Source organism: Streptomyces altiplanensis, assembly GCF_053591575.1.
In genome coordinates, this window is the sequence record NZ_JBSFUB010000067.1 from 1 (window position 1) to 25,775 (window position 25,775).

At 70.9% G+C, this 25,775-nt stretch carries 25 protein-coding genes and 2 pseudogenes; 14 read left to right on the forward strand and 13 right to left on the reverse strand.

From position 1 onward, the window contains the following. Window positions 1-310: pseudogene (locus tag ACWD0Y_RS25130) on the reverse strand (hypothetical protein); the annotation flags it as partial. A gap of 589 nt (window positions 311-899) precedes the next feature. Here ACWD0Y_RS25130 and ACWD0Y_RS25135 point away from each other — a divergent pair. From ACWD0Y_RS25135 to ACWD0Y_RS25145, 3 genes are all read left to right on the forward strand, one after another. Next, window positions 900-2,219, forward strand: a complete 1,320-nt coding sequence (locus ACWD0Y_RS25135) for an aldehyde dehydrogenase family protein (protein ID WP_450262578.1) — start codon at window positions 900-902, stop codon at window positions 2,217-2,219. Window positions 2,220-3,032: 813 nt separating this feature from the next. Continuing rightward, window positions 3,033-3,455, forward strand: coding sequence for a DUF2637 domain-containing protein (locus ACWD0Y_RS25140; RefSeq protein ID WP_450262579.1), 423 nt, complete (start codon window positions 3,033-3,035; stop codon window positions 3,453-3,455). A 229-nt stretch (window positions 3,456-3,684) separates the two neighbouring features. After that, window positions 3,685-5,241, forward strand: coding sequence for a molybdopterin-dependent oxidoreductase (locus ACWD0Y_RS25145; protein ID WP_450262617.1), 1,557 nt, complete (start codon window positions 3,685-3,687; stop codon window positions 5,239-5,241). 167 nt (window positions 5,242-5,408) lie between these two features. Here the strand turns inward: ACWD0Y_RS25145 and ACWD0Y_RS25150 are convergent, their stop codons facing one another. After that, entirely contained in the window at window positions 5,409-6,032 is a 624-nt protein-coding gene (locus tag ACWD0Y_RS25150) for a histidine phosphatase family protein (protein ID WP_450262580.1), read from the reverse strand. Window positions 6,033-6,255: 223 nt separating this feature from the next. Beyond that, the gene (locus tag ACWD0Y_RS25155; RefSeq protein ID WP_450262581.1) at window positions 6,256-6,459 is read right to left on the reverse strand and encodes a cold-shock protein; all 204 of its coding nucleotides are present in this window, start codon (window positions 6,457-6,459) and stop codon (window positions 6,256-6,258) included. A 427-nt stretch (window positions 6,460-6,886) separates the two neighbouring features. On the opposite strand from ACWD0Y_RS25155, the gene ACWD0Y_RS25160 reads away from it, so the two are divergent. Then, a complete protein-coding gene (locus tag ACWD0Y_RS25160; protein ID WP_093797293.1) occupies window positions 6,887-7,261 on the forward strand; it encodes a hypothetical protein in 375 nt (124 codons plus the stop codon). Window positions 7,262-7,443: 182 nt separating this feature from the next. Here the strand turns inward: ACWD0Y_RS25160 and ACWD0Y_RS25165 are convergent, their stop codons facing one another. From ACWD0Y_RS25165 to ACWD0Y_RS25180, 4 genes are all read right to left on the reverse strand, one after another. Beyond that, the gene (locus ACWD0Y_RS25165; protein ID WP_093797295.1) at window positions 7,444-7,647 is read right to left on the reverse strand and encodes a cold-shock protein; all 204 of its coding nucleotides are present in this window, start codon (window positions 7,645-7,647) and stop codon (window positions 7,444-7,446) included. Between the two features lie 343 nt (window positions 7,648-7,990). After that, the gene (locus ACWD0Y_RS25170; RefSeq protein WP_450262582.1) at window positions 7,991-8,407 is read right to left on the reverse strand and encodes a VOC family protein; all 417 of its coding nucleotides are present in this window, start codon (window positions 8,405-8,407) and stop codon (window positions 7,991-7,993) included. A 10-nt stretch (window positions 8,408-8,417) separates the two neighbouring features. Next, window positions 8,418-8,837 carry a helix-turn-helix transcriptional regulator gene (locus tag ACWD0Y_RS25175; RefSeq protein ID WP_450262583.1) on the reverse strand — a complete coding sequence of 140 codons (420 nt, stop codon included), beginning with the start codon at window positions 8,835-8,837 and terminating at the stop codon, window positions 8,418-8,420. A 137-nt stretch (window positions 8,838-8,974) separates the two neighbouring features. After that, complete coding sequence (locus ACWD0Y_RS25180; protein WP_450262584.1) at window positions 8,975-10,003, reverse strand: Lrp/AsnC family transcriptional regulator; 1,029 nt, start codon at window positions 10,001-10,003, stop codon at window positions 8,975-8,977. A 105-nt stretch (window positions 10,004-10,108) separates the two neighbouring features. Between ACWD0Y_RS25180 and ACWD0Y_RS25185 the strand changes: the two genes are divergently transcribed. The 3 genes and pseudogenes from ACWD0Y_RS25185 (at window position 10,109) to ACWD0Y_RS25195 (ending at window position 12,280) form a co-directional block, all read left to right on the forward strand. Further along, window positions 10,109-10,507 carry a hypothetical protein gene (locus ACWD0Y_RS25185; RefSeq protein ID WP_450262585.1) on the forward strand — a complete coding sequence of 133 codons (399 nt, stop codon included), beginning with the start codon at window positions 10,109-10,111 and terminating at the stop codon, window positions 10,505-10,507. After that, the gene (locus ACWD0Y_RS25190; protein WP_450262586.1) at window positions 10,504-11,817 is read left to right on the forward strand and encodes an amidohydrolase; all 1,314 of its coding nucleotides are present in this window, start codon (window positions 10,504-10,506) and stop codon (window positions 11,815-11,817) included. Before ACWD0Y_RS25185 ends, ACWD0Y_RS25190 begins: the two co-directional genes overlap by 4 nt. Before the next feature lie 56 nt (window positions 11,818-11,873). Then, window positions 11,874-12,280, forward strand: a pseudogene (locus ACWD0Y_RS25195) (mycothiol transferase). Window positions 12,281-12,315: 35 nt separating this feature from the next. Here ACWD0Y_RS25195 and ACWD0Y_RS25200 read toward each other — a convergent pair. Continuing rightward, window positions 12,316-13,344 (reverse strand): LacI family DNA-binding transcriptional regulator, encoded by a 1,029-nt coding sequence (locus ACWD0Y_RS25200; protein ID WP_450262587.1) that lies wholly within the window; start codon window positions 13,342-13,344, stop codon window positions 12,316-12,318. 293 nt (window positions 13,345-13,637) lie between these two features. Between ACWD0Y_RS25200 and arfA the strand changes: the two genes are divergently transcribed. The 4 genes from arfA (at window position 13,638) to ACWD0Y_RS25220 (ending at window position 18,363) form a co-directional block, all read left to right on the forward strand. Next, window positions 13,638-15,149: an arabinosylfuranosidase ArfA gene (arfA, locus tag ACWD0Y_RS25205; protein ID WP_450262588.1), complete on the forward strand. Its 1,512-nt coding sequence runs from the start codon at window positions 13,638-13,640 to the stop codon at window positions 15,147-15,149. Between the two features lie 78 nt (window positions 15,150-15,227). Beyond that, complete coding sequence (locus ACWD0Y_RS25210; protein ID WP_450262589.1) at window positions 15,228-16,586, forward strand: extracellular solute-binding protein; 1,359 nt, start codon at window positions 15,228-15,230, stop codon at window positions 16,584-16,586. Next, window positions 16,583-17,494 carry a carbohydrate ABC transporter permease gene (locus ACWD0Y_RS25215; RefSeq protein WP_450262590.1) on the forward strand — a complete coding sequence of 304 codons (912 nt, stop codon included), beginning with the start codon at window positions 16,583-16,585 and terminating at the stop codon, window positions 17,492-17,494. Before ACWD0Y_RS25210 ends, ACWD0Y_RS25215 begins: the two co-directional genes overlap by 4 nt. Further along, window positions 17,491-18,363 carry a carbohydrate ABC transporter permease gene (locus ACWD0Y_RS25220; protein WP_450262591.1) on the forward strand — a complete coding sequence of 291 codons (873 nt, stop codon included), beginning with the start codon at window positions 17,491-17,493 and terminating at the stop codon, window positions 18,361-18,363. Before ACWD0Y_RS25215 ends, ACWD0Y_RS25220 begins: the two co-directional genes overlap by 4 nt. Window positions 18,364-18,503: 140 nt before the next feature. Here ACWD0Y_RS25220 and ACWD0Y_RS25225 read toward each other — a convergent pair whose 3' ends face one another. After that, on the reverse strand, window positions 18,504-19,898 hold the full coding sequence (locus ACWD0Y_RS25225) for a family 43 glycosylhydrolase (RefSeq protein WP_450262592.1): 1,395 nt from the start codon (window positions 19,896-19,898) through the stop codon (window positions 18,504-18,506). Next, window positions 19,898-21,394 carry a family 43 glycosylhydrolase gene (locus tag ACWD0Y_RS25230; protein ID WP_450262593.1) on the reverse strand — a complete coding sequence of 499 codons (1,497 nt, stop codon included), beginning with the start codon at window positions 21,392-21,394 and terminating at the stop codon, window positions 19,898-19,900. Before ACWD0Y_RS25230 ends, ACWD0Y_RS25225 begins: the two co-directional genes overlap by 1 nt. Before the next feature lie 306 nt (window positions 21,395-21,700). Here ACWD0Y_RS25230 and ACWD0Y_RS25235 point away from each other — a divergent pair, with 306 nt between their 5' ends. Further along, entirely contained in the window at window positions 21,701-22,444 is a 744-nt protein-coding gene (locus ACWD0Y_RS25235) for an SIR2 family NAD-dependent protein deacylase (protein ID WP_450262594.1), read from the forward strand. A gap of 219 nt (window positions 22,445-22,663) precedes the next feature. Then, a complete protein-coding gene (locus ACWD0Y_RS25240) occupies window positions 22,664-23,404 on the forward strand; it encodes an SDR family NAD(P)-dependent oxidoreductase (RefSeq protein ID WP_450262595.1) in 741 nt (246 codons plus the stop codon). Between the two features lie 66 nt (window positions 23,405-23,470). On the opposite strand, the gene ACWD0Y_RS25245 is transcribed toward ACWD0Y_RS25240, so the two are convergent. Next, window positions 23,471-23,788: a hypothetical protein gene (locus tag ACWD0Y_RS25245; RefSeq protein WP_450262596.1), complete on the reverse strand. Its 318-nt coding sequence runs from the start codon at window positions 23,786-23,788 to the stop codon at window positions 23,471-23,473. 147 nt (window positions 23,789-23,935) lie between these two features. Then, window positions 23,936-24,370 (reverse strand): hypothetical protein, encoded by a 435-nt coding sequence (locus ACWD0Y_RS25250; RefSeq protein ID WP_450262597.1) that lies wholly within the window; start codon window positions 24,368-24,370, stop codon window positions 23,936-23,938. 119 nt (window positions 24,371-24,489) lie between these two features. Here ACWD0Y_RS25250 and ACWD0Y_RS25255 point away from each other — a divergent pair, with 119 nt between their 5' ends. Beyond that, window positions 24,490-25,245, forward strand: coding sequence for an aquaporin (locus ACWD0Y_RS25255; protein WP_450262598.1), 756 nt, complete (start codon window positions 24,490-24,492; stop codon window positions 25,243-25,245). Window positions 25,246-25,319: 74 nt separating this feature from the next. Here ACWD0Y_RS25255 and ACWD0Y_RS25260 read toward each other — a convergent pair whose 3' ends face one another. Further along, on the reverse strand, window positions 25,320-25,646 hold the full coding sequence (locus tag ACWD0Y_RS25260; protein ID WP_450262599.1) for an STAS domain-containing protein: 327 nt from the start codon (window positions 25,644-25,646) through the stop codon (window positions 25,320-25,322). Window positions 25,647-25,775: the final 129 nt, after the last annotated feature.

The window sequence follows — 25,775 nt, forward strand, 5'->3', positions numbered from 1 at the left end:
CAGACCATGACCTGCGGCACCCCAACACACAGTGACTGCACCGACGCTTTGGCAGCACCACTTGCGACAGTTGAATACGCGAGCTCACCAGTACCGGGGCCGGACACCGACGACCGGTACGAAAAGGCCGGCCGGCAGACCCGCGGCCCCTGCGGCCTTTGCCGTACCGAGCCAGGTCCACCAGGAACGGGGGGACGCTGTAGTCGGCCATGGGCCGCACGACCCACTTGGCGCGGAAGAAGACGGAAGCGGCCGAGAAGCCCGTCAGGGCGGCGGCCAGGAGGGTGGCGACGACGTAGGCGGTGGACATCGATGGTGCTCCTCATCGGGTGGACGCCGGAGCCGCTCGCTCCGGCCGGGTGCGATGAGTCCGTCACCGCGTTGACGCCGCGCGGCGAGCGAGTGTGACAGGGGCGGCCTTCGGCCTCATGGACGCGGGCATGCGAAACGAGCAGGCGGCACAGAGTTACGGCCACGACGAGCCTTACGCGCACGTGTACGCGCCCGAAGTCATGGGCCCCGCGGTCGGCTTCCCTCTTTCAAGAGCCCACGCCTGCGGCGAGGTTGCCGCAGGAGAGATGCGGGGACAGAGCGCGATCCCCTCCCCGTCGGCCGCCTGCTCAAGGCGTCGGCCGACTCCCCCGCGCGCGCCGCCCGGATTGGTGCCGCACACGGAGAGCGAGCTGCGGAAAGACGCCGGGCCACAGCCGCACCCCGCCCCCGCCCCCACACCCACACCCACACCCACACAAGCTGTCGCAATGAGCTCGCCGCCCCGGGAACAAGCCGCCGAGCTCCATGGTTGCTATATGCATGTAAAGCTTTCGCCGCGCGGCCGTCACCGCACGGCAGCCGCCGCCGGGCCCGGCGAGAGCGGTCACACCCCCTAGTGAGGAGCCATGGTGCACTCCACCGTCGAACAGCCCGCAGATGTCGTCACCCGACTGCGCGCCACCTTCCAGACCGGACGTACCAAGCCTCTCGCCTGGCGTACGGAGCAACTGCGCGGCCTGCGGACCCTGCTGACCGAGCACGGTCAGGAACTGGCCGCCGCGCTCCACTCCGACCTGGGCAAGAGTGAGCGCGAGGCCTTCCGTACGGAGATCGACTTCACCGTGCGCGAGATCGACCACACCCTGGAGCGGCTGGAGGACTGGCTGCGGCCCGAACCCGTCGACGTCCCGCCGCACCTCGGCGGTGCGACGGCGTGGACGGTGCAGGACCCGCTGGGCGTCGTCCTCGTCATCGCACCGTGGAACTATCCGGCGCAGCTGCTGCTCGCCCCGGTGGCCGGCGCGCTCGCCGCGGGCAACTGCGTCGTCGCGAAGCCGAGCGAGCTGGCACCTGCCACCTCGCGCGCCGTCGCCGAGCTGCTGCCGCGGTACGTCGACAGCGATGCGGTGGCCGTGGTGGAAGGCGCCGTACCGGAGACCACCGCCCTGCTGGAGCAGCGTTTCGACCACATCTTCTACACGGGCAACGGCACGGTGGGCCGCATCGTGATGCGCGCGGCCGCCGAGCACCTCACACCCGTGACCCTGGAGCTCGGTGGAAAGTCCCCGGCGTTCGTCGACCGGGGCACGGACCTGCGGACGGTGGCCTCCCGGCTCGTGGCCACGAAGTTCCTCAACGCCGGGCAGACCTGCGTCGCCCCGGACTACGTGCTCACCGACCCGCAGACCGCGCGCGAACTCGAAGTCGCGCTGGAGAAGGCCGTACGGGCGGCGTACGGAACCGATGCGGCCGACTCGCCCGACTACGGCAGGATCGTCAACGAACGGCACTTCGACCGGCTGACCGGCCTGCTCGGCTCGGGCCGCCCGGTCGTCGGGGGCGAGCACGACCGTACGCGCCGCTACCTCGCTCCGACGGTACTGGCCGAGGTCTCCCCGGACTCCCCGGTCATGGCAGAGGAGATCTTCGGTCCGATTCTGCCGATCGTGGAGGTGGAAGACCTCGACCGGGCCATCGCGTTCATCAACGACCGGGACAAGCCGCTGGCGCTGTACGCGTTCACGGAATCCGGAACGACGCGTGACCGGCTGGTGTCGGAGACCTCTTCGGGCGGCGTCGGCTTCGGTCTCCCGGTGGCCCATCTCACCGTGTCCGACCTGCCCTTCGGAGGCGTCGGCGAGAGCGGCATGGGCCGTTACCACGGCCACTACTCGCTGGAGACGTTCAGCCACCGCAAGGCCGTACTGGACAAGCCGCTCGGCTGATCCGTGCGCGGGCCGCCGCCTCGGTGACGGGCGGCGGCCCGTCGTGGGGGCGCGGCTCCTCACCGGTGGGAGATGCCGGTGCCCACACCGGCCGGACTGTATGTACGGCCGGGTCAAGGCGGCGGCGTACGAATCATCCTCGGACGGTGACCAGTCACCCGGTCGCCGGACACCCGGCCCCGAGCCGGGGTCGTTGACGGGAAGTGACTCCACCCAAGCCGTATCCCCCGTATGAGGGCCGTGCCGACGACGCCGGCCCTTCAGCGTGTTCGTCCGGCACCGAAGGGGAACACCCAGCACGCGACAGCCAGGAACGGGGGACCGGGGAGCCCTGGCCGTACCTTTTCTCAGACCTGCTCGAAGAGTTCCTCCACAGGCTGGAACGGATTCAGACCGACTTTCACCACCGCTCCCGGCCCGTCGGCAATCGCACGGAGCCCCGGCCTCCCGAACTGCCACCCGTCGCTTCCGGTACGCCAGAGAGCCTGCGGGGGCGGACACGCCGTGTATGACCGGCCGAATCCGATCGATGCCCGCCCCGCCCCCTCCGACTCACCACTGCACCCGCACGGCCCCGGCCTGCCGACAGCCAACCGGGCGACGGACGTGCAGGAAGCTTTTTTCCCGCCCGTCCCGGCCATGGAGCGGGCATTCGACTGGGACGAAGAACTCACCCAGCTGCTGCAAACCTCCGCGCCACACACCGCATCGGCCGCATCGGCGTTTCCACGCCCCCGCTCCCACAACCGCCGCAGACCCAGGCGGACCAGTCCTCTCAGGGGCTGGCCGTGGCTGCGGGTGGTCAGCCTCAGCATGGCGGCACTGACCGCCTTCATCGTGACAACGGTCAGCGTGCTCGGCGCGATGGTCTCCTACGCCCCGCTCACACACCTGGCCGCCTCCGGTGTGACTCCCGGCCTGGCGCACGGCTGGCCACTGCTCGTCTTCGGTCCCTGGTTCGTGGCCTGTCTCACCGTCCTGCGCGCCGCCCTGCACCGTCGCCGCGCCCTCCACGCCTGGGCGGTCGTGGTGCTTTTCACCGCCATCGCCGTCACCCTCTCCGTCACCCAGGCTCCCAGAACCCTGCCCGGCATCGCAGTCACCGCCCTGCCCCCCGCAGCGGCCTTGGCCTGCTTCCATCAGTTCATTCGCCAGATCACTCTCGCCCGCCCCCGCCACGCTCTCGCACGCGCCGCCGCACACCGCGCCGACACCCGTTACCGTTACCGGCCCTGACCGCGCCCGGCCGGCACGGCCACGGCGCCGTCCGGCCCGGTATCTCTTCCGCACCATCGCGTCTTTGACGGCGGGCGTGTTCGGGACAGCGTCTCTGCCGGCCGCGGGCGGTGGCAGGTGGCGGCGCCTGGAAGCGTGCTTCCCGGCGGGTTTCCGTACGGCCGGACGACGGACCAATCCGCTCCGCGGCCGGTACCGAATAGCGGGCGTGAAGATCTCCCGCAGGAACATGGCCCGTGGCGGGCTCGCCGCACTCAGCGGCCTGCTCTCCGGATTCGCGGCGCTCGCCGTTGCCGAGCTTGTCTCGGCGGCCGTACGGGCCGGGGCCGGCCCCGTCACCGCGGTGGGCGGCGCAGCGATCGACCGCACTCCGGCGCCCGTGAAGGACTGGGCGATCCGTAACTTCGGCGAGAGCGACAAGCTGGTTCTGCAGCTCGGCATTCTGGCGGCACTCGCCGTCCTGGCACTCGCACTGGGTGTGGTCGCGCTGCGCCACCGGCGCACCGGTTCCGCCGGTGTGCTGCTCTTCGGTGCGGTGGGGGCAGCAGCGGCAGTGAGCCGCCCGGACTCGACCGGGCTCGCGGACGGGCTGCCTTCACTGGCCGGCGCCGTGGCCGGCGTCGCTGTGCTCTGTGTACTGACCGGCAGGCTCACCGCACGGCGACGCGCGGACGCTCCGTCGAGCGTCGACAGGGGGTGGGACCGGCGGGGATTCCTGATCGCCGCCTCGGCGGCGGCGGTCGCGTCCGGCGGCGCCGGTGTGCTGGGCCGCGCGCTGAACGGCAGTCGCGGCCGGGACGCGGTCGCCTCGCGTGCCGGGGTGGTGCTCCCGCCACCCGCGTCGCCCGCTCCTCCCGTGCCCTCCGGCGCGCAGCTGCGGATTCCGGGCGTCAGCTCCTTCACCACGCCGAGCAAGACCTTCTACCGCGTCGATACCGCTCTCGTGGTGCCGAAGGTCGATGCCACCGGCTGGCGGCTGCGCATCCACGGCAAAGGCGTCGAGCACCCGACGACCGTCACCTTCCAGGGGCTGCTGGACCGGGAGCTGATCGAGCGGGACATCACACTCACCTGTGTCTCCAACGAGGTCGGCGGCCCGTACGTGGGCAACGCCCGCTGGATCGGCGTACGGCTGGCGGACCTGCTGCGCGAGGCCGGGGTGAAGCCGCCGTCCAGAGGCGGCCCCGCCGACCAGCTGGTGGCCCGCTCGGTGGACGGCATGACACTCGGCACCCCGGTGGAGGACGTCATGGACGGCCGCGACGCGATGCTCGCGGTCGGAATGAACGGTGAGCCGCTGCCCTTCGTGCACGGCTTCCCCGTCCGGATGCTCGTCCCGGGACTGTACGGATACGTCTCCGCCTGCAAGTGGATCGAGGACATCGAACTGACCACGTTCGACGACTACGACCCGTACTGGGTCAAGCGCGCGTGGGCCCGCAGGGCTCCGGTCAAGACACAGTCCCGCATCGACACACCCAAGCCCTTCGCGCGGCCCGAGGCGGGAACCGTCATGGTCGCCGGCGTGGCGTGGGCCCAGCGCCGCGGCATCGCCAAGGTCGAAATCCGTGTCGACGACGGGCCCTGGCGGCCCGCCGACCTCGCCGCGCAGGACACCGTCGACACGTGGCGGCAGTGGTCCTTCCCCTGGCAGGCCACCCCCGGCGGCCACACCCTCACCGTGCGCGCCACCGACCGTACGGGCGAAGTCCAGACCGGGAAGCGCACCCGGACCATCCCCGACGGCGCGAGCGGCCGGCACTCGGTGGTCGTCACCGTCGGCTGACCGGGCCTTGCCCCGCGCCTGTCGCAGACCTTCTTCATCCCTCGGCCCCCGGGAAGGGCGTCGGCGGTGTACGGATCGCGCGGGAAGCCACCGAACCCCGGCTCCATGTGCTGACCATTCGTTTCCCGGTGGTCAGCGGACCGGCCGGCCCGGACGGCTGTTGCCGGTCAGATGCGGAGTTCGGGCGGGGAGCCTGTCCAGCACAGCTCTGCGGGCAAGTGCCGCATGTCGTTGTACAGGAGCACACTGGACGGCCTGCCGGGCGCGTACCGGATGACCGTGAGAGCCGCGTTGCCGTGGTTGAGGCCCATCCAGCGCCATTCGGGCGCGTCATGGGCGGCTCGGACCAGCCATCCGATGAGGAAGTTATGGGTGACGACCAGCTCATGACGAGGCCGGCCGCCCTCGACCGGCCCTGTGAACTCCGCAAGTGCTTCCCGGGCCAGCGCGGGGCCCCGTTCACGGTCGTCCGCCGGAAGCCGGGCCAGGAAGTCGAGCAGGAGACCGGCCGAATCCGGCGGCAGTTCCTGCTTCTGCGGCAGGTGGGGGACGTAGTCCCCGGCCGGCTCCGACGGATGCAGCGGGACACCGTCGAGCTGTTCACCGATCAGCCGGGCCGTGTGTTCCGCCCGGGGCAGCGGACCATGGTGGATCGCCGACAGGGAAGCGCCGCGGAGCCGTTCACCGAGGAGAACAGCTTGGCGGCGACCGCCTTCGGTCAGAGCCGTCTCGTCCGCTGACGCCTCGCCGTGCCGAGTGAGGTAGAGGTATCGAGTGGCCATGCCCTTCACGCCCGGGGTCCCCTGTCAACATCGTTGATCTTGCGCATTGAGCAGGTGGACGCGGGAACCCTGCCTCTCGGTTCCCTCCGGGAAGGTCCTGGGGCCGGCTCCGGCCCGACGCTCTGAGATGCCGATGCCGATGCCGAAGACACCGCACGGGCATCCCGGGGTTCCTGGACTTCAAGCGAGGCTGGGCCGGGCGACGCGACGCCAGTTCTTCAGGCTTCAGGCTTCAGGCGAGAACGATGTTCACCGCATGCGGGGCCTTGGGTCCCTGCCTGATCTCGAAGGCCACCTCCTGGCCTTCGAGCAGCCCGAGAAGACTCCGGTCGGCGATGTACGAGAAGTGGGCGAACACGTCAGCGCCGCCGTCTGCCTGCTCGATGAAGCCGAAACCCTTGGCCGCGTCAAACCACTTCACGATTCCGGTAACCATGCCGTACCTCCTTGTGAGCGGTTTCAAGGCCTGTGCTGTGCGATCCTTGCGTCGCCGCGCGAGTTGCCTCGTCCGAAAGCGCACCATGGGCGGAAAAGCGAATTCGGCAACCATTACCGCAAGGCTACCCAACAGTAGCACGGCATAAGCAACCGGGAACCCGACGTAATACCACCCCGACCGCCAGGCCATAAACCTTCGTCGCACATTGCCTGATTTTCTGTGCCCGCAAGGAAACATATTCAACTTCGCCGAGCATCCGTATCCCGAATTACGACGCCCCCGGCCGGGCCGCGGCCGGGGAACGTGGTGCGCTCCGGGCGGGGCGCAGGGGTCCCGCGCCTCCGGACCGGAGAGGCGCCCGCCTCGTCGGCGTCCGCAAGTCGGCCTACCGGGGCGAGGTTCAACGGTAGTAAAATCACCTGCCATGTCGAACCCTGATGATCTGCTTGTTGACGTCGCCGCGACGGTGGAGTCCGAGCACTGTAATCAGATGTCACTCACCGTGGTCGCCGGTGGAGCTGTCATCACTGGACGGTTGGCTCCCGAGGCGGTGTGGCGGGAGCGGGTTGCCGAGGTACTGAAGGATTCAGATCGGCTGGGTCCGTTCGCCGGCATCTTCATGGCCGCCGACGCAGACCTCCGTCCGAAGCAGGACAAGCCCCCCACCCATCTGCATTTCCATGTCGCGAGGATCCTCCAGGGCAGTCTCGGAATTCCCGAAACCGGCGGGATGTACCGCATCGCCATCGAGGACGTAAGCGCGTGGACGATAGGGGACTTCAGCTACTCGGACCGTTGAACCCCCACCCCCACCCCCGCCCGGCCCTTCGTCACCGGCTCGCGCGGGGCAGGACCACAGAGCACGGCGTGACCGCACCGTTCGCGGAACGGTGACGGCGCACGGACCGGACCCGCGACAACACAACGAGCCGGGGCCCGCACCCGAAGGTGCGGGCCCCGGCCCTGTTGTACGCCTCAGCGTCAGGCGGGAACGATGTTCTCGGCCTGCGGGCCCTTCTGGCCCTGCGTGACGTCGAAGTTCACCTTCTGACCCTCCTGGAGCTCACGGAAGCCCTGGGCGGCGATGTTCGAGTAGTGGGCGAAGACGTCGGGGCCGCCACCCTCCTGCTCGATGAAGCCGAAGCCCTTTTCCGCGTTGAACCACTTCACGGTGCCAGTAGCCATGTCATATCTCCTTCGGGGCAATGCCCAAGGGCCCGCACTGTGCGGGCGCCCGAGTCGCCGCAATGATTGTCCCGCCCGGAAAACAACACCGGCAATACAAAAGCGCGCCCACCGGCACAGGAGCCAGTAAGAGCACTTGAAGTCTTTGGGAACCACAACTGCAACTGAGATCAACATAGCACAGTGCAAGCGGCGGAGTGCGGCAAGTGATATCACTCCGCCCGGCACGTCATAAACTCTCACCGCCTATTGCACGGATTTCTGTCGCCGCGGCAATAGATATCCGCGGATGCGGGGCGCAGGGCCGGCCGGCAGGGCGGCGCCCGGTTCGCGGGACCGCAGCTCACTGCCTGCGAGGCTGGCTGAAGCGCAGCATGTTGCCCGAGGGATCGCGGAAGGCGCAGTCACGGACGCCGTAGGGCTGATCGACCGGCTCCTGCAGCACCTCGCCGCCCGCCATGCTGATGCGCTCGAAGGTCGCGTCGCAGCCGTCGGTCGAGAAGATGAGGCCGCGCAGCAGGCCCTTCGCCATGAGTTCCGCCATGGCCTGCCTGTCGGCGGGCGATGCGTTCGGGTCCGCCACGGGCGGTTCCAGGACGATGTTCACGTCCGGCTGCGAGGGCGACCCGACGGTCACCCAGCGCATCCCCTCGAACCCGACGTCGTTGCGCACCTCCAGGCCGAGAATGTCCCGGTAGAAGGCGAGCGCCTTGTCGTGGTCGTCGACGGCGATGAAGCACTGCGAAAGCTTGATGTCCATGCGTTTCACGCTAGGGGCCGGGGTGGGGTTTCGCTTCTCCGTTCCTGACCGGTCGCGTGTGGATCTTGGCGACGCAGGCCGGGACGGCGGCACCCTCGTCATGGCGGCGGGCCCGGTATGAGCTCGGACTCTCGCCGACCAGCTCGGCGAACCGCGAGCTGAACGACCCCAGCGACGTACAGCCGACCTCGAAGCAGACCTCCGTCACCGTCAGGTCTCCCCGTCGCAGCAGCGCCTTCGCTCGCTCGATCCGGCGCGTCATCAGGTAGCTGTACGGCGTCTCCCCGAAGGCGGCGCGAAAGCTGCGGGAGAAATGGCCCGACGACATGAGGGCGACGCGCGCCAGCGCCGGAACGTCGAGCGGCTTCGCGTATTCACGGTCCATCAGGTCACGGGTCCGGCGCAGCCGGACGAGATCCTCCAACGTCACGCGACCACCATCCCACAGCGCCGGGCGTCACCGGTGCCGGCGCAGGGTGACGGCATGGCCGGCGGTTGCGTCCTCGACGGCGCCGGCCCGCCCTGCGGCGGCTTCGCGGAAGGCGCCGCAGGACCGCGCGGGCCGTCTCACCCCTCCACGGGAACGGGGCGGCCCGGTTCCATCGCCACGTACTCGACCCTGCGCCCCTCGGCGTCCAGGAGCCGCCCCATCCGCTTCACCCAGGTGAAGGTGGTGCAGCGGTCCAGCACGCGGGCGGCCGGGAAGCGCCGGGCGAGCTGGGCCTCGTAGCGCGAGAAGTCGCTGAGACCGTGCAGCCAGATCTGCGCCAGCAGGTTGGCCTCTCCGGCCGTCGAGCACACCAGGCGGGTCTCCCGCGTCGCGGCCAGTCCGTCGGCGGTGGATTCGAGTTCCGCCGGCGGCACCGTCAGCCACAGCGTCGCCGTGACCCGCCAGCCGGCCGGCAGGTGCGCCGTCTCGCAGCGCACCACCGCCCGTCCGCTGCCCAGCGTCGCGGTGAGCAGCCGCCGTACCGTGCTCTCCGGGCGGTCCAGCAGCTCGCCGAGGCGCGCGCAGGACAGGCGCCCGTCGGCCGCCAGCGTGGTGACCAGACGTCGCTCCTCGACGCTCGCGGGGCCCGGGGCGGTGCGGTCCTTGCCGGAGCGCCGGAGGTTGCGCTGCTGGTGCTGGTCGAGGGCGTCCATGCGCCACCGGCTCGCCTCCCGGTGGATGCGCTGGGCGAGATGGGTGCGGGTGGCCGTGACGCCCGGCATCCGGCCCAGCCGGTTCAGGACGTACCGCCCCATCATCGACAGGTTCGGCGTCGCCACCGTGACGAGCAGGTCGTACGTGCCGGTGACGATCTCCACGCTCAGCGCGTGAACGTCGCGCGCCAGCCTGCCCGCGACCTCCTCGCAGGCGCCCGGCGCACACGCCACCTGGACGAGTGCGAACGCCCCGTACTCGGCCTGGGAAGCACCCGGGCAACAGGTCACCCAGGCGTTGCCGCTCTCCCTCAGCCGTGCCCAGCGGCGCGACAGAGTGGCGGGATCCACCCCCAGCGGGCCGGCGAGCCGGCTCCACGGCGCGCGCGGGTCGAGCTGGAGGGCGTTGATCAGAGCGAGATCGAGTTCATCCGGCGTGGCGGTTCCGTGCATGAGGCGGCAACTCTCCTGCGGATTCTTGCAATTCGCCGGTGCGGGGCCGGGCCGTGCTGATTCTTGCAGCCCACCGGGTTCCCCCTTCGCTCCGGGAGTTGCGCAGTGCCACGTCCCCGACTCACCGCGAGCGCCGTTCCGGCCGTCTCCACGGCGCTCGTCACCTCCGCGTGCACGACCTCGTCCAGTACGCCCGGGGAGGGCGGCAGCTCCTCCTTCTCTTCCTCCTCCAGCGGCAGTGGCGACGGCGGCGTGTGCGTCCTCGACCAGGACCGCTTGCGCACGGCTCGGGGCAGGCCGCTGCCCGTCCTGGCGCCGTCCATGCTCTTCGTCTCACGCGTCCTCGCCGTGGTACGTGACACCAGCGACGAGGTCGCCGTCGTGCGCCACGGGCGGGTGGTGGAGCACGGCCCCTGCCAGGAGGCCGGCCGGGCGCCCGCCGAGCCGTACACCCGCCGCCTTCCCGAAAGCGTCCCGCCCCTGCCCGCACCGGAGAACCGATGAACACCCCTGCCACCACGGAAACTTCCGTCCCGGAGACCACTCGCACGGCTGCGAGCACGGCCGCGGCCACGGCCCGCCGCCTGACAGCGGACGTGCACGGAGACCGCCTCCTCGCCTTCTACCAGGACCTGCACGCGCACCCCGAACTCTCCCTGCGGGAGCACCGCACCGCCGCCCGGCTCGCCGGGCGCCTGCGCGACGCCGGCCTGGAGACGACGGAAGGCGTCGGCGGCACCGGCGTGGTGGCCCTCCTGCGCAACGGCGAGGGCCCGGTGGTGATGCTCCGCGCGGACATGGACGCGCTGCCCGTCACCGAGGAGACCGGACTTCCGTACGCCTCGACCGTGCCGGGCGTGATGCACGCCTGCGGCCACGACGTGCACATGACGTGCCTGGCGGGAGCCGCGGAGGCGCTGGTGCGCGGCAGGGACGCCTGGGGCGGCACGCTGCTGGTCGTCGGGCAGCCCGGCGAGGAGGTCGCGCGGGGCGCGCTGGCCATGCTCGGTGACGGGCTGTTCACCCGCTTCCCGCGGCCCGACGTCGTCCTCGGTCAGCACGTGGGGCCGGCCCCGGTGGGTACGGTCGGCCACCGCGCCGGGCTGCTGATGTCCGCGGCGACGGACGTCGGCATCCGCATCTTCGGCAGGGGCGGTCACGGCTCCTCCCCCGAGCACTGCGTCGACCCGGTGGTCACCGCCGCCTATCTGGTGACCCGGTTGCAGACGGTCGTCTCGCGGGAAGTGGCCGCCAGGGACGCCGTGGTGCTGACGGTGGGAAGGATCCGGGCCGGCACCAAGGCGAACATCATCCCGGAGGAGGCCCGGATCACCCTCAACATCCGTACGCAGGACGCGGACGTGCGCACGCGGGTCCTGGAAGCGGTACGGCGCATCGCCGAGGCGGAGTGCACGGCCTCCGGCTGTCCCCGGCCCCCGGAGATCACCGTCACCCACGACTTCCCCGTCACCTCCAACGATCCGGCGACGGTGGCACGGGTGAGCGAGGCGCAGCGGCAGGCGTTCGGCGCGGCGGCGGTGATCGAGTACGACACGCTGATGGGGAGCGAGGACTTCCCCTACTTCGGCGCGGCGGGGCACAACGGCGGGACGGAGATCCCGTACGCCTTCTGGTTCATCGGATCCACCCCGTGGAGCACCTGGGAGGCCGCCCCGGGGGACGGGCCGGCGCAGAAACTCCTGGCGGTGCCCGGCAACCACACCCCCCGGTTCGCGCCCGATCCGGCGGCGCTCGGGGTGGGGGTGACGGCACTGACCACGGCGGCCCTGGCCTGCCTGCGCCCGGCACGGTGACGGGCGGCCGATGAGCCCGACGGAAACGGCACCGACACACCGGGGAGGACGGGCCATTGGAGCAGCGGTCCGCCCCGCGCTTCGGGTGGGCCTGCGCGCTCGTACACCCCGGCAGTGACACGCGGACCGACGGCGGGTTCGAGGGTGAGCGGGCCGTGCCCACCGGGTACCCGCGCGATCAGCGTCTGACGCTGGAGACGGAGTGCTCCGCTCCCCATGCCGCCGCTCCGGCCCGTCGCTCCGTGGAGCCGTCGAGTCTGTCGCTGCTGGGGCTGGTGCGCCACATGGCCGGGAGGGCGTCTCCCGGCGCTGCCGTTCCGGCGCCGGCCCCGACGGAGACTTCTACGGCGGGAAGCAGATGCAACCGCGCGAGGTGCTGGTGCGCACGACCGAGGAGTACGCCCGGCACAACGGCCACGCCGACTTCCTGCGCGAGCGCATCGACGGAAGGGCGGGACAGTGAAACCGTGTGCGGTCGCGGGCTCATGAGGAGGCGCGTCAGCCGGCCCGTCCCACAGTGCTCTCCCTGACGAGCAGCCGGTAGGGGGCCTCGATCTCACGGCAGGCGGCCGATCCGTGTCCCGCCCGCCGGCCGGCGTCGATGCGGGTGTCCAGCAACTCGACCGCGGTCTTCGCCACCCGGTCCTTGTCCGGCGAGATGGTGGTGAGGGTCGGCGTGCTGTACCGGCCGTCCTCGATGTCGTCGAATCCGGCGATCGCCACGTCTTCGGGCACCCGCAGCCCTTGCGAAAGGGCCGTGCGCAGGGCCCCCAGGGCCAGGAGGTCGTTGAAGCAGAACACCGCCCGGGGCGGCTCCGGCAGGGCGAGCAGCCGGCGCATCGCCTCCGCTCCGTCGGCGCGCCGGTAGGCCGGGGTGGGAGCGACCAGGTCCTCGTCGTACGGCAGCCCGGCGGCGGCGAGCCCTTCGCGGTAGCCGGCCAGCCGCAGCCGGGCGGTGCCCATGCCCGGCCGGTCCTGCGCCCCGACGGCGCCGATCCGCGTGTGGCCGAGTCCGGCGAGGTGGGCGGTCATCTCGCGGGCGGCGCGCTGGTTGTCGACGGCGATGTGGTCGGTGGGGCCGTCGAGGACGCGTTCGCCCAGCAGGACCAGCGGGGTGGCGTCCGTGCGGGCCGCGAGGTCGTCACGGCCGATCGCCACCGGGCTGAAGATCAGCCCGTCGACCGACTGCTCGCGCACACCCTGGAGGAGTTCACGCTCGCGCGCGGCCACGCCGTCGGTCTGGTCGATCAGCACCATCCAGCCGCGTTCGGCGGCCGCCTCGATGACGGAGCGGGCGAGCTCGGCGAAGTAGGGAGCGTCCAGCTCGGGGACGGCGAGCGCGATCACTCCGGTACGGCCGCGGCGCAGGTTCCGCGCCGAGAGGTTGGGCCGGTAGTCCAGCTCGCTCAGGGCCAGTTCGACCTTCTCGCGGGTCCCGGACGCCACATAGGCGTACCCGTTGACGACGTTCGAGACGGTCTTCACCGACACCCCGGCCCGCTGTGCCACGTCCTTCAGGCTCGCCACCGCGCACCCACCTTCCGTTCATGTCCCAAGATGCCCGTCCGTGATGTGAACGACCACCGTCGCACACCTGATCGCCGGGGAACTCCCCGGTCCGGCGGGCAGGCCCAACGGCGGGAAAACCACGGCACACGACCTATTTACAACGCTGTTCCAACGATGCAAATCTTACGCCCAGCCGCAGAGACCCGTCGGTCGACCGGCAGAAGACACGCCTGCCGGAACCTCTCCGGGCCGGGCGCCTCCGGAGCCTTCACTCCTCGCTCACCCCCGCACCGACACCTGGAGTCCCGCACATGGTCACGGCCCGTCTCACCCTCGATCCCGGCTTCCGCGTCGGAGACCTGAACCGGCGTCTCTTCGGATCCTTCGTGGAACACATGGGGCGCTCGGTGTACACCGGTATCTACGAACCCGGGCATCCCGCCGCCGACGCCGACGGCCTGCGCCAGGACGTCATGGACCTCGCCCGCGAGCTCGGCGTGACCCTGGTGCGCTACCCCGGCGGCAACTTCGTCTCCAACTACCGCTGGGAGGACGGGGTGGGACCGGCCGGGGACCGCCCGACCCGGCTCGACTACGCCTGGCGCAGCGTCGAGAGCAACGCCTTCGGTCTCAACGAGTTCATGACGTGGGCGCACCGCACCGGCGTCGAGCCGATGATGGCCGTCAACCTCGGCACCCGCGGTGTGGCCGAGGCACTGGACCTGCTGGAGTACGCCAACCACCCCGGCGGCACCGCCCTGTCGGACCTGCGCCGCTCGCACGGTGTCGCCGAGCCGCACGGCATCCGGCTGTGGTGCCTGGGCAACGAGATGGACGGCCCGTGGCAGATGGGGCACAAGACCGCCGAGGAGTACGGCCGGCTCGCGGCGGAGACGGCCCGCGCCATGAAGCGCTTCGACCCCGCCCTCCAGCTGGTCGCCTGCGGCAGCTCCAACGCGTACATCGACACGTTCGCCTCGTGGGAGGCGACGGTGCTGGAGCACGCGTACGAGCACGTCGACATGGTGTCGCTGCACGCGTACTACGAACCGGTCGACGGGGACGTGGACTCGTTCCTGGCGAGCGGCGCGGAGATGGACCGGATGATCGGTTCCGTCGTGGCCACCGCCGACCACATCGGTGCGAAGCTGCGCAGCAGGAAGAAGATCAAGCTCTCCTTCGACGAGTGGAACGTCTGGTACCAGAGCCGCTTCCCCGGTGAGTCCGCGCTGGAGTGGCGCACCGCCCCGCGCCTGATCGAGGACGTGTACGACACCGTCGACGCCGTGGTCGTCGGCAGTCTGCTGATCACCCTGCTCCGGCACGCCGACCGGGTGGACGTGGCCTGCCAGGCCCAGCTGGCCAACATCATCGCGCCGATCATGACTGAGCCCGGCGGACCCGCCTGGCGCCAGACGGTCTTCCACCCCTTCGCGCTCACGGCCCGCCACGCCCGGGGCACGGTCCTGCGCGTGGAGCCGCGGTCGCCGGTGGTCGAGACGGCGCGGTACGGCGAGGTCCCCGCCCTGTGGGCCACCGCGACGTACGACGAGGAGAGCGGCGACGTGGCGGTCTTCGCGGTCAACCGGGACCGGACCTCGCCGCTCACGCTCACGCTGGACCTGCGCCCCCTGCCCGGCCTGCGCGTCGCCGAGCACGTGGTGCTCGACGGTTCGGGAGCCGCGGCAGCAGCGGCGAACACCCGTGAAGCGCCGGACCGGGTACGTCCGGCAGCCGTCGACGGCACCAGGGCGCAGGACGGCCGGCTCACCGTCGGACTGCCGCCGGCCTCCTGGTCGATGGTGCGGCTCGTCACCGCCTGACCGCTTCTCCCCTCCCCCACGGCGGCGGTTCGGTTCGCCGGTCCAGGACACGCAAGACCCCCAGCGAAGGAGCACCTCATGAGCACCGTCCCTCCGTCCCGCGAGCACCTGCGCCGCCGCGCCTTCCTCGGCCTGGCCGCCGGCACCGGCGCCGCCGGACTGCTGACCGCGTGCAGCGGCGGCACCAAGCTCGGCGCGGACCAGGGCGATTCCCGGAACGCCGGCCCCAGCTTCGACGGTGGTGAGTACAAGGGCCCCAAGGTCACCCTGGAGTACTGGAACGGCTTCACCGGCGGCGACGGCCCGCACATGAAGCAGATGCTCGCCGCCTTCAACAAGGAGTACGAGGGCCGGATCAGCGTCCGCAACACGACCCGTCAGTGGCAGGACCTCTACCCGGCGATGCCCACCGCGATCACCGCGGGCAAGGGTCCCGACGTCGCCGTCATCCACAACGACTGGGTCGCCACCTTCGCCGCGCGCCGCACCCTGGTGCCCCTGGACGACGTCGTCTCCGCGCTGAAGCTCACCGAGTCGGACTTCATCCCCGCCGTGTGGCAGGCCGGCGTCTACGACGGGCACCGCTACAGCGTGCCGCTGGACGTGCACTGCCTCGCCGACTACTGGAACGAGAGCCACCTCGGGCGCATCGGTCTCAAGGAGGCGCCGGCCGACCGCGCCGGTTTCGAGGACGCGCTGACCGCGCTCACCAAGAAGGGCATCGCCAACCCGTTCTGGATGCCCAACAAGTGGCCCGGGCACCTGATGTTCATGTCGCTGCTGTGGCAGTTCGGCGGCGAGCTCTACAGCGAGGACGGGGCGAGCGCGCAGTGGGGATCCGACGCCGGCGTCGAGGCGCTGGAGTGGATGGTCGCCCAGATCGACAAGGACTTCAGCCCGGGCCAGGTCGCGCAGGACGCCCAGTACAACGCCTTCAAGAACAACAAGGTCAGCTTCACCTGGGACGGCATCTGGCAGATCAACGACCTCAGGAACAATGCGCGCAACCTGCGCTGGGGCATGAACGCCCTGCCGAACATCGGCGGTACGGCCGCCATGTGGAGCGCCTCGCACAACTTCGTGCTGACCTCGCAGGGCGCCAAGAACAAGAACAAGGTCACCGCCGCCAAGTTCTTCATCGACTACATGAGCGAGCGGTCCACCGAGTGGGCCAAGGCCGGCATGATCCCCGCACGCAACTCCGTCCGCGAGGACCCGGCCGTCGCCGGCCTCCCGCAGGTCGCGCTGGCCGAGGACGTGAACGCCTTCCGCTTCCTGCCCGCGCTGCCGGGCGTCGGCGACGTACAGGCCAAGGCGCTCGAACTCGCCGTCCAGCAGGCCGTGCTGAAGAAGGCCGGGCCCGCCCGGGCGCTGCGCGACGGGGTGGCCACCGCGAACAAGCTGCTCGCCGAGAACAAGAAGAAGTACGCGAAGTGAGGGCCGCGCGTCTCGCCACCCGCTCCTACCGGTGGTGGACCCCGTACGTCTTCCTCACCCCGTACCTGGTCCTCTTCACGGCGTTCATGGTGGTCCCGATCGGCTGGGGGTTGTGGATCAGCCTCCACGACTGGGACATCAACTTCGCCGTCAAGCCGTTCGTGGGACTGGACAACTACACCGAGCTGCTGGACAGCGGCAGTGTGGACGGCGGCCGGTTCTGGATCGCCATGAGGGCGACGGGCGTCTTCACCGCCCTGTCGCTGCCCTTCCTGCTCGTCGTGCCGCTGCTGGTGGCGCTGCTGATGAACGGCAAGTTCCGGGGACGGAACTTCTACCGGGCGGTGTACTTCGCGCCGTACGTCCTCGGGGTCGCCGTCGTCGGTCTGCTGTGGCGCTTCCTGCTCGACGGCAACATCGGCATGGTCAACCACTACCTCGGCGCGTTCGGGCTGCCGGACGACATCCAGTGGACCACCGGCACACCCGCCGCCTGGTGGGGACTGGTGGGCGTCACCGTCTGGTGGACGCTCGGCTTCAACGCCGTCATCTACCTGGCGGGACTCCAGGACATCCCGGCGGAGCTGTACGAAGCAGCCAAGGTGGACGGGGCCGGTCCCTGGCAGCGTTTCCGCCACGTGACCGTGCCGGGGCTGCGGCCGGTGGCCCTGTTCGTGGTCAACTCCACGCTCCTGGCGTCGGCGAACATGTTCGGCCAGTCCTACCTGATCACCACGGGCGCGCCGGCGGACGAGACGAAGACCGCCATCTTCCTCATCGCGGAGACCGGCCTGCGCCGCTTCGACATGGGCACCGCATCGGCGATGAGCTTCCTGCTCGCCCTCACCCTCATGGTCACCAGCGCGGTCGTCTTCCGCGTCTTCCGTGACCGGCAGGAGACGTCATGACCCTCGCACCGCCGCGCTCCGACGCCACGAACCGGCCGTCGGCCGGGCGCCGGATGCGCCGCTCGCTGCTCCACCTGGTCCTGGGGGTGGTCGCCGCCCTGTATCTGAGCCCGCTGCTCTACATGCTCGTCACGTCGTTGAAGGACCGGGAGTCGGCCGGGGCGAGCGCCCCGGAGTGGCTCCCCGGCCCCGCGACCCTCGACGCGTACCAGGAGATCTTCAGCGCGACCGACAGCCCGGTCCTGCGGTGGCTGGTCAACAGTCTGCTCGTGGCCACCGCGCACGCCGTGCTGGTGCTCGCCACGGCCACCCCGGCGGCGTACGCGCTGGCCCGGCTGGAGTTCCGCGGCCGGAGCGCCGTGTTCACCTGCGTGGTGGCCACCCTCTTCGTGCCGCCGGTGATCCTGCTGGTGCCCAACTTCCTGCTGGTCAACGAGCTGGCCTGGATCGACACACTGCCCGCGGTGATCGTGCCGGGAGCGGCGAGCGCGTTCGGCGTCTTCTTCCTGCGGCAGTTCTTCCTCTCGCTGCCCGGCGAGCTGGAGGAAGCCGCGGAGATCGACGGGTGCAACCGCTGGCAGATCTTCGTTCGGGTCGTCCTGCCGCTGTCCCGTCCGGCGCTGACGACGCTGGCCCTGCTGGCCTTCCTCGCCAGCTGGAACGACTTCCTGTGGCCGCTGTACGTCCTCCTCAGCCCGGAGTCCCTCACGCTGCCCGTGGGCCTGGCCAACTTCCAGGGGGCCAACAACATCCGGTACGACCTGCTGATGGCCGGGGCGGTCGTCGCGAGCCTGCCGGTGCTGCTGCTGTACGTGGTGGCCCAGCGGTGGGTGATCGAGGGCGTGTCCCGCTCGGGGCTCAAGGGCTGAACGGTGGCCGGCAGGTTGTCCTGCCGGCCACCGCCGATCTGTCCGGCCGCGGGCCGGGCCCGCGGATCGGGCCCGCGGATCGGGCCCGCGGATCGGGCCCGCGGATCGGGCCCGTGGGTCAGGGCCGATGGCCGGGACCGTCAGGCGATCTCGATGGAGTCCAGTTCCGCCCAGTGGTCGCCCTTGGCGAGACGGACGGTGTTCCACCCTTCGTTCAGGGCGATCGCTTTGTCGACGTGACGCCAGTTGTCCCAGCCCGTGTGCGGATAACCCACCCAGCCCGCCGCGTTGCCGTTGACGCTCAGCCCGTGCGAGGAGGTGACGGGCGAGCCGCCGCTGGAGGAGCCGTTGCCGTAGCGCACGGTCAGGGTGTGCTGCCCGGCGGAGGCCGCGAAGACGGTGAACTCCACGAAGCTGTCGGCGTGGTCGATGTGGCCGACCGCCCGGCCGTCCAGGGCGCCCGCCGCGTCCCGCACCACCGCGTTGTTCACCCGGGCGTTCTCGGCCTGGTAGATCACCTTGCTGCCGCGCACGACGGGATAGTCGTTCGCCCAGCCGAGATCGACCGCGTACATCGCACGCCTGGAGTAGTCGCCGCTCCAGCCGTGGAAGACGATCCGGTCCCGCCCGTCCGGCCCCGTCACCACGTCCTGCCCGCCCGGCCCGCGCACGGAGCCGGCGAAGGTGTCCGTCGTCATCAGCGGGGCGGGAGCCTTGGTGTACGGGCCGTTCAGCGAGGTCGCGGTGGCGTAGCCGGTCTTGTAGGAGGTGTCGCCGTAGTGGTTGGCCGAGTAGAACAGCACGTAACGGCCGCCGTGCTTGACGAGCGTCGGCGCCTCGACGAGCGCGCCCTCCCAGGAACGGTCCTGCTTGATCAGTCCGGTGGCGGCTCCGGTCGTGCGCGTCCCGTCCCAGGAGAGGGGCTGGAGATAGAGCCAGGTGTCCTGGCCGCAGCAGTTGCCGTCGTTCTTCCACAGCATGTAGCGCCGGCCGTTCTCGGTGTACGAGGACGCGTCGATCGCTCCGCCCCGGTCCCCCGGGCACACCAGCGGCGCGCCGTCGGCCGGCTGGAACGGGCCCTGCGGCGAGCCGGACAGGGCCACGCCGATGCACTGCTTGTCCGTGGCCCGGTCGCGCGCGGTGTAGAGCATGGTGAAGCCGTTGCCGTTGTCGAAGACCTCGGGCGCCCAGACCAGCGAGCGTTCCGGCAGCGCCCAGTTCCCCACGCGGGGCAGCGGGTCCGTACCCGCGACCGACCAGTTCACGAGGTCGGTGGAGGTGGCGCGCTGGATGTTCTTGCCGTCGCCGTTGGTGGCGTAGGCGTGGTAGGTGCTGCCGGCCTTGACGATGTCCGGGTCGGGGAAGTTCCGGTCGAGGACCGGGCCGCCCACGGCGGCGGCCGCGGGAAGCACGGCGAGTGAGGTCCACGCGAGGACGAGGGCGAGCAGCGCCACGAGCGCTGCGGCCGCCGGACGTAAGGGCCGTGGGGGCGTTGTTCTCCGCGGCGTCCGCTTCCGGTCTGTCGGGTGCTTCATCAGGAGTACACCTCGGCTCGGTCGATGCTGACATGGGCGGCCTGCGACTGCGGGTTGCGTTCGCCGGTGACGCGCACCCTGAGGGTGTGGGGTCCGGGGGGCAGCTTCGGGCTCAGGTACTGGAGCACCTCTCCGGCGCGGAGGGAGCCGTGGAAGTCCACGCGGGTCTCCGGGCCGCCGTCGACGCTGATGGCGGCGTACCCGTTGCCGACGTCCTCGACGGACAGCAGGGCGATCCGGGTCCCGGTGAAGGAGAGGACGGCGGTCGCTCCGGCGCGGTCGCTCCAGTGGTCGTCGCTCCAGAAGCACTGGGTGGCGCAGCCCGTACCGGAGTTCCACGAGCCGCTGTAGGTGACGCTCCCCGGGCCGCTGGAACGGCCGTCGTCGTTGATCCAGTAGTTGCCGGACCCTGGATCGCCGGAAGGCAGGTCCTGGGTGGCGCCGAGGGCGAGCGGCCGGCCGAAGTCGGGGCTGCCGTCGGGTTTCCAGGTGAACTTCTGCGCCCGGGTGGCGCGGTTGCCGTAGGTGTACGCCGACGTGGTCTTGGCGTGGTACACGATCCAGTCCTCGGTGCCGTCCGGGGAGCGGAAGAAGGCGTGGTGGCCGGGGCCGTACACGCCCCGGCCGTCGGCGCGGGAGAAGACCGGGCCGGGGTGCTGTGTCCAGTTGCCGGGCACCAGCGGGTCGGCGGTCTGCGGCAGGGACATCATCCACACCTGGTAGTCCGGCTTCCCGGTGTCGCAGGCCGAGTACGTCATCCAGGCACGGCCGCCCCGGTGGAGGAACTCCGGGCCCTCACGGACCTCCGGGCACCCTCCGGCGGCGTCGATCGCCACGGCGTCGCCCGAGACGGTGTACGGGTTGGACATCGGGGCGATGTTCAGGCCGTTGTGCTGGTACTGGTTGATCCCGCTGTACGCCAGATACAGCCGGCCTCCCAGCTGGAGGATCCCGGCGTCGATGGAGAAGTCGTCCCTGTGGTTGGGCGGAGCGAGCTTCGCCTTGAAGTGGTACGGGCCCGCCGGGTCGTCGCGCTCCGACTCCAGGACGTACAGCCGGTGATGGTCGTCGACGCCGTCGTCGGCCGTGTAGTACAGGTACCAGCGGTCACCGAAACGGTAGAACTCCGGCGCCCAGATGTTCTTGTTCCGGGAGGCGTCCGTGTCGGTCCACACGGTGACGGGGTCGGCGGTGAGCAGGGTGCTCAGTGAGGGAGAGCGCCACATCGTGATGCGGTCGTTCTGGCTGGTGGTCAGGTAGTAGGAGCCCTTCCAGTGCGTCATGAACGGGTCGGGACCGGTATTCAGCGGATTGCGGAAGGTGCCTGCGGCAGCCGCCGTCGCCTCCGGTCCGGGCAGGGCGGCCGGGGCTGCGACCGGGGCTGCGGGGGCGGCCGGAGCGGCCGGAGCCGGTCCGAGCAGCAGGGCGAGGAGAGCGGTCAGGAAGACGACGGTTCGAGCGGTGCGTCTTGGGCCGTCGGGTGAGCGCGGGGGCATGGTGGTCCCTTCGGCATGGCCCTGGTGAGGACGTGGAGGGAACGCTCTTTACATCGATGTAACGGTCGGGCGTCACCGTAGGAAAGCGCAATGCAGCTGTCAACGGCTGCGCCCCAGAAGGCTGTTGCCGGTCCCCGCGCACCCCGCCGCCCCGCACGCACCGGACCGCTCGAACGCTGCGCGGGGAACACCGGAAGCGGTTGCCTCCCGCCTGCCGGGGAGAGGCGGGCCGCCGGCCCGGAACCGGACGGGAGCGAGGATCAATCCCGTCGACGACGCCGCGCCGCGCCGCCTACGCTCGGCCCCATGAGCGACAACGGCACGGCACGGCGGCCCCTGGTCGCCGTCCTCAGCGGAGCAGGGATCTCCACGGACTCCGGCATCCCCGACTACCGGGGGCCGAACGGCCTGTGGCGGCGCGACCCGGAGGCCGAGAAGCTCGTCACGTACGACTTCTACATGTCCGACCCCGACATCCGGCGTCGCGCCTGGCGCATGCGTCTGGACAGTCCCGCGCTGCGCGCCCGGCCCAACGACGCCCACCGGGCGATCGCCGAGCTGGAACGCTCGGGGATCCCGGTCCGGGTCCTCACCCAGAACGTCGACGGGCTGCACCAGATGGCCGGGCTGCCCGCCCGTAAAGTGCTCGAACTCCACGGCAGCGCCCGGTCTTCGGTGTGCACCGGCTGCCATGCCCGCGCCCCGATGGAGGAGGCACTGGCGCGGGTGGAGGCGGGCGAGGAGGACCCGCCGTGCCGCGCGTGCGGAGGCATCCTCAAATCGGCCACCGTGATGTTCGGGCAGCGACTCGACCCCGTGGTGATGAGTCAGGCGTTGTCGATCGCCAAGGCCAGCGATGTGTTCGTGGCCGTCGGCACCAGTCTCCACGTGCAGCCGGCGGCCTCGCTCGCGGGGATCGCGGCGGAGTACGGCGCGCGGCTCGTCGTCGTCAACGCCGAGCCGACCCCTTACGACGAAGTGGCCGACGAGGTCGTGCGCGAGCCGATCGGGACGGCGCTGCCGACCCTGCTGAAGCAGCTGGCGGCCTGAGGCCGGGGTCCGTACGGGCCCCGGCCCTGCGGAGGCCCTTCAGGGGATGCGGGTGCGCCGGCGGGCGGCGCTCGCCGAGGCCGACGGCTGGACACCCGACGAGGTCCGCTCCTTCGAGGAAGGCGGCCCGCCCCGCCGCCTGTGGCGCGTCATCCAGACCAGGTGAGGTAGAACTCGGGTGCGAACGCCCCACTGGCCAAGGACCACAGGAGTCAGCGCATGTCACGTCCCGTCACCATCGTCACAGGCGGCAGCAGAGGTATCGGCGCTGCGACGTGCGTCCGGCTGGCAGCCGACGGACACGACCTGGCCCTGGCGTACGTCAGCAACAGCGCGGCCGCCGAGGAGACCGCAGCCGCCGTGCGCGCGGCGGGGGGACGCTGCGTCACGGTACGGGCCGACACCTCCGACGAGGCGGACGTGGAGCGGCTGTTCGACACGGTCGCGGCCGAACTCGGGCAGGTGACCGGACTGGTCAACAACGCCGGCGTGACCGGCCCGCTCGGCAGGCTCACCGACGCCCGCACCGAGGATCTGCGACGGGTGGTGGAGGTGAACCTCCTGGGCTACCTGCTGTGCTGCCGCCGTGCCGCCCAGGACATGGCGGGTGCGGGTTCCGGCGCCGTCGTCAACATCTCCTCGGCGGCAGCCACCCTCGGCAGCCCCGGCGACTACGTCCACTACGCCGCGACCAAGGCGGCCACCGACGCCCTGACCATCGGTCTCGCCAAGGAACTCGGTCCGGACGGCATCAGGGTCAACGCCGTCGCCCCCGGCATCATCGACACCGAGATGCACGCCGCCATGGGCGACCCCGACCGCCCGGCCAAGGCGGCTGCCGGGATCCCGCTCGGACGGCCCGGCGAGCCCTCGGAGATCGCCGCCGCCGTCGCCTGGCTCCTGTCGGCCGACGCCTCCTACACCACCGGTACGGTCCTGAGGGTCTCCGGGGGCCGATAAAGCACTCCGGACACAACGACGGCGCGTTGTGCCCGGAGAATCCCGCCGCGCAGCGGCCGCACCCGCTCACTGCCCCTGGAAGGGAGGCTGCTGGGGGTACGGGCTCTGCTGGGGCTGCGGGTTGGGGTTGTACGGGGGCCGGTTCGGCGGAGCCGGGGGGTACGCCTGGCCCTGCGGGGCCGGTGGATACGCCTGGCCCTGCTGAGCCGGGGGGTACGCCTGCCCCTGCGGCATCGGGTACTGCGGGGGCTGGGGCGGGTAACCCCCCTGGAAGGGCGCCGCGCCGCCGCCATTGCGGTTGCGCCGGCTCAGGACCGCTACGACCACGATGCCGACGACTACTACGCCTACGATGCCCGCGCCGATGACGATCAGCATTCCCATGGGCTGTTTCCATCCTGAAGTTGCCGGCCAGAGGGGTGGTGCGGTGCCGGTCCGGTGTGATCGTGCCGCCCGGCGCCCGGTTCAGGGTATGTGATCGCCCGTCCCGGCGGATGGGGGGCTTTCCCCGGTCGGTGCCGGCGGGAGCGGTCAGGCGCTGGTGATCCATCGCAGGACGGCGCTGATGGTGATGTCGTCGAGCGCGCTGAGGGCGTGGATGGCTTCGAGGTCGCCGGGGAGCGGCGCGATCCCGCTGGTGGTCAGGGCGGCGTGAAGGTCCAGGCGGCGCTTGTCGGCCGCGCTCGGGGTGAAGGACGGCCGCCGCTGGGGGTCCGGGGCGGGCAGGAAGCAGTCCCCGGCCCCGTCGACGGCTCCCGCGGCGCCCTGCTGGTCGAGGTCCTGCAGACCGGGGAAGCGGTACGGGTCGAGTGCCCACTGCGGCGTCCTGACCGGAACTGCGGAAACCTCTGTGCCCTTGCCGTCCATCGGAACCTCCTGGGTGTCGTCGCTGACCGACAGGACTCCCGCGGGGCGACGCCCGGTTGCGCGCGGGACCGCCTGCCACCCGAATGCCGCCAATGGCATCTCGTCACCCTGCAGGACAAGCAGCCCCGTGCGGAGCCCGGCCCGGATGAGGCTCTACATTATTTCCAAGATACGGAATATATTTTCCGTTACACTGCGTCCGGGGGAGGAATCGCACCATGGACATCGAGAAGGCACTGCCACGCCGGGCGGCCGCCGAACTGGTGGGGACCGCGGCCCTGGTGACCGTCGTCATCGGTTCCGGCATCCAGGCCACCGGGCTCAGCCAGGACGCCGGAGTCCGGCTCCTGGCCAACGCACTGGCCTCGGCGATCGGACTCGGCCTGCTGATCGTCCTGTTCAGCCCGGTCTCCGGGGCTCACCTCAACCCGGTGATCACGCTGTTCACGTGGTGGTCCCGGCGGCGCGACAGGACCGGCTTCAGCGGCCGGGAGGCCGGCGTCTACATCACCGCGCAGCTCACCGGGGCCGTCGCGGGAGCTCTGCTCGCCGAAGCGATGTTCGGCAGGCCCCCCGGTGTCTGGTCCACCCAAGTGCGGTCCGCCGGCCACTTGCTGCTCGGCGAAACGGTCGCCACGGCCGGACTGGTGCTGCTGGTGTACGGACTGGACCGCACAGGCCGCGCGCGGCTCGCCCCGGTGGCAGTGGCCTCGTACATCGCCGCAGCGATCTGGTTCACCTCGTCGGGGTCCTTCGCGAATCCAGCGGCGACGGTCGGCCGCTCGCTCACGGACTCCCTCACCGGCATCGCCCCCGCGTCGCTCCCCGGCTTCATCGGCGCACAGTTCCTCGGCGGCCTCCTCGGCACCGTCCTGGCGACTGTTCTGTACGGGCCGTCCCCGGCTCGCCCGCTGCCCTCCGGCCTGGTGCTGAGCGACGGCTCGCGAGGCCGGATCTCCTCCCGCCGTGCGTGACGCGTCCCGACGGACCGCCCGGTCGCGAGCGGACACGGCGCCGGCCGGCACGCACGTACTGACGCGGCGGCTCGTCAGCCGTCCCCGAGCGCCTCTTCCCGGCACGTGAACGCCTCGTCACTGTGCGACAGCCTCAAGAGGCGGGCCAGGAAGTCCGGCACTGCGGACAGGACCAGGTCGGCGTCGTCCGCCCTGGCCGTACGGGCGGCGCTCAGCAGCGCGCTCAGTCCGGCGCAGTCACAGAACCGCAGGGCCGACAGGTCCACGGTTACGTGCCCGTACGCGGCCAGCGCACCGTGCAGGGCGTCACGGACCTCCGGGGCGGTCTCGACATCGAGGTCTCCGGCCACGGTCACCCGGCAGCTGCCGGGCCCGGCGGGACGGACCGCAACGTTGATCATTTCGAGCACTGGGCGCTCCCTCGTGTGCTGATGCGCCTGCACTTCCCAGGGAACGCCCGAGCGAACGCGCTGTCCACCATTGGCGGAGCAACCGTCCGGGTCCGGTCTCGTTGAGCGGGCAGGGTGGGT

What these genes read in the sequence shown, in the direction of transcription:
- ACWD0Y_RS25135 (WP_450262578.1), top strand. Translation starts at nt 900, where the DNA reads ATGGTGCACTCCACCGTCGAACAGCCCGCAGATGTCGTCACCCGACTG.
- ACWD0Y_RS25140 (WP_450262579.1), top strand. Translation starts at nt 3,033, where the DNA reads ATGGCGGCACTGACCGCCTTCATCGTGACAACGGTCAGCGTGCTCGGC.
- ACWD0Y_RS25145 (WP_450262617.1), top strand. Translation starts at nt 3,685, where the DNA reads ATGGCCCGTGGCGGGCTCGCCGCACTCAGCGGCCTGCTCTCCGGATTC.
- ACWD0Y_RS25155 (WP_450262581.1), bottom strand. Translation starts at nt 6,459, where the DNA reads ATGGTTACCGGAATCGTGAAGTGGTTTGACGCGGCCAAGGGTTTCGGC.
- ACWD0Y_RS25160 (WP_093797293.1), top strand. Translation starts at nt 6,887, where the DNA reads ATGTCGAACCCTGATGATCTGCTTGTTGACGTCGCCGCGACGGTGGAG.
- ACWD0Y_RS25165 (WP_093797295.1), bottom strand. Translation starts at nt 7,647, where the DNA reads ATGGCTACTGGCACCGTGAAGTGGTTCAACGCGGAAAAGGGCTTCGGC.
- ACWD0Y_RS25170 (WP_450262582.1), bottom strand. Translation starts at nt 8,407, where the DNA reads ATGGACATCAAGCTTTCGCAGTGCTTCATCGCCGTCGACGACCACGAC.
- ACWD0Y_RS25180 (WP_450262584.1), bottom strand. Translation starts at nt 10,003, where the DNA reads ATGCACGGAACCGCCACGCCGGATGAACTCGATCTCGCTCTGATCAAC.
- ACWD0Y_RS25190 (WP_450262586.1), top strand. Translation starts at nt 10,504, where the DNA reads ATGAACACCCCTGCCACCACGGAAACTTCCGTCCCGGAGACCACTCGC.
- arfA (WP_450262588.1), top strand. Translation starts at nt 13,638, where the DNA reads ATGGTCACGGCCCGTCTCACCCTCGATCCCGGCTTCCGCGTCGGAGAC.
- ACWD0Y_RS25210 (WP_450262589.1), top strand. Translation starts at nt 15,228, where the DNA reads ATGAGCACCGTCCCTCCGTCCCGCGAGCACCTGCGCCGCCGCGCCTTC.
- ACWD0Y_RS25220 (WP_450262591.1), top strand. Translation starts at nt 17,491, where the DNA reads ATGACCCTCGCACCGCCGCGCTCCGACGCCACGAACCGGCCGTCGGCC.
- ACWD0Y_RS25225 (WP_450262592.1), bottom strand. Translation starts at nt 19,898, where the DNA reads ATGAAGCACCCGACAGACCGGAAGCGGACGCCGCGGAGAACAACGCCC.
- ACWD0Y_RS25230 (WP_450262593.1), bottom strand. Translation starts at nt 21,394, where the DNA reads ATGCCCCCGCGCTCACCCGACGGCCCAAGACGCACCGCTCGAACCGTC.
- ACWD0Y_RS25235 (WP_450262594.1), top strand. Translation starts at nt 21,701, where the DNA reads ATGAGCGACAACGGCACGGCACGGCGGCCCCTGGTCGCCGTCCTCAGC.
- ACWD0Y_RS25240 (WP_450262595.1), top strand. Translation starts at nt 22,664, where the DNA reads ATGTCACGTCCCGTCACCATCGTCACAGGCGGCAGCAGAGGTATCGGC.
- ACWD0Y_RS25245 (WP_450262596.1), bottom strand. Translation starts at nt 23,788, where the DNA reads ATGGGAATGCTGATCGTCATCGGCGCGGGCATCGTAGGCGTAGTAGTC.
- ACWD0Y_RS25250 (WP_450262597.1), bottom strand. Translation starts at nt 24,370, where the DNA reads ATGCCATTGGCGGCATTCGGGTGGCAGGCGGTCCCGCGCGCAACCGGG.
- ACWD0Y_RS25255 (WP_450262598.1), top strand. Translation starts at nt 24,490, where the DNA reads ATGGACATCGAGAAGGCACTGCCACGCCGGGCGGCCGCCGAACTGGTG.
- ACWD0Y_RS25260 (WP_450262599.1), bottom strand. Translation starts at nt 25,646, where the DNA reads ATGATCAACGTTGCGGTCCGTCCCGCCGGGCCCGGCAGCTGCCGGGTG.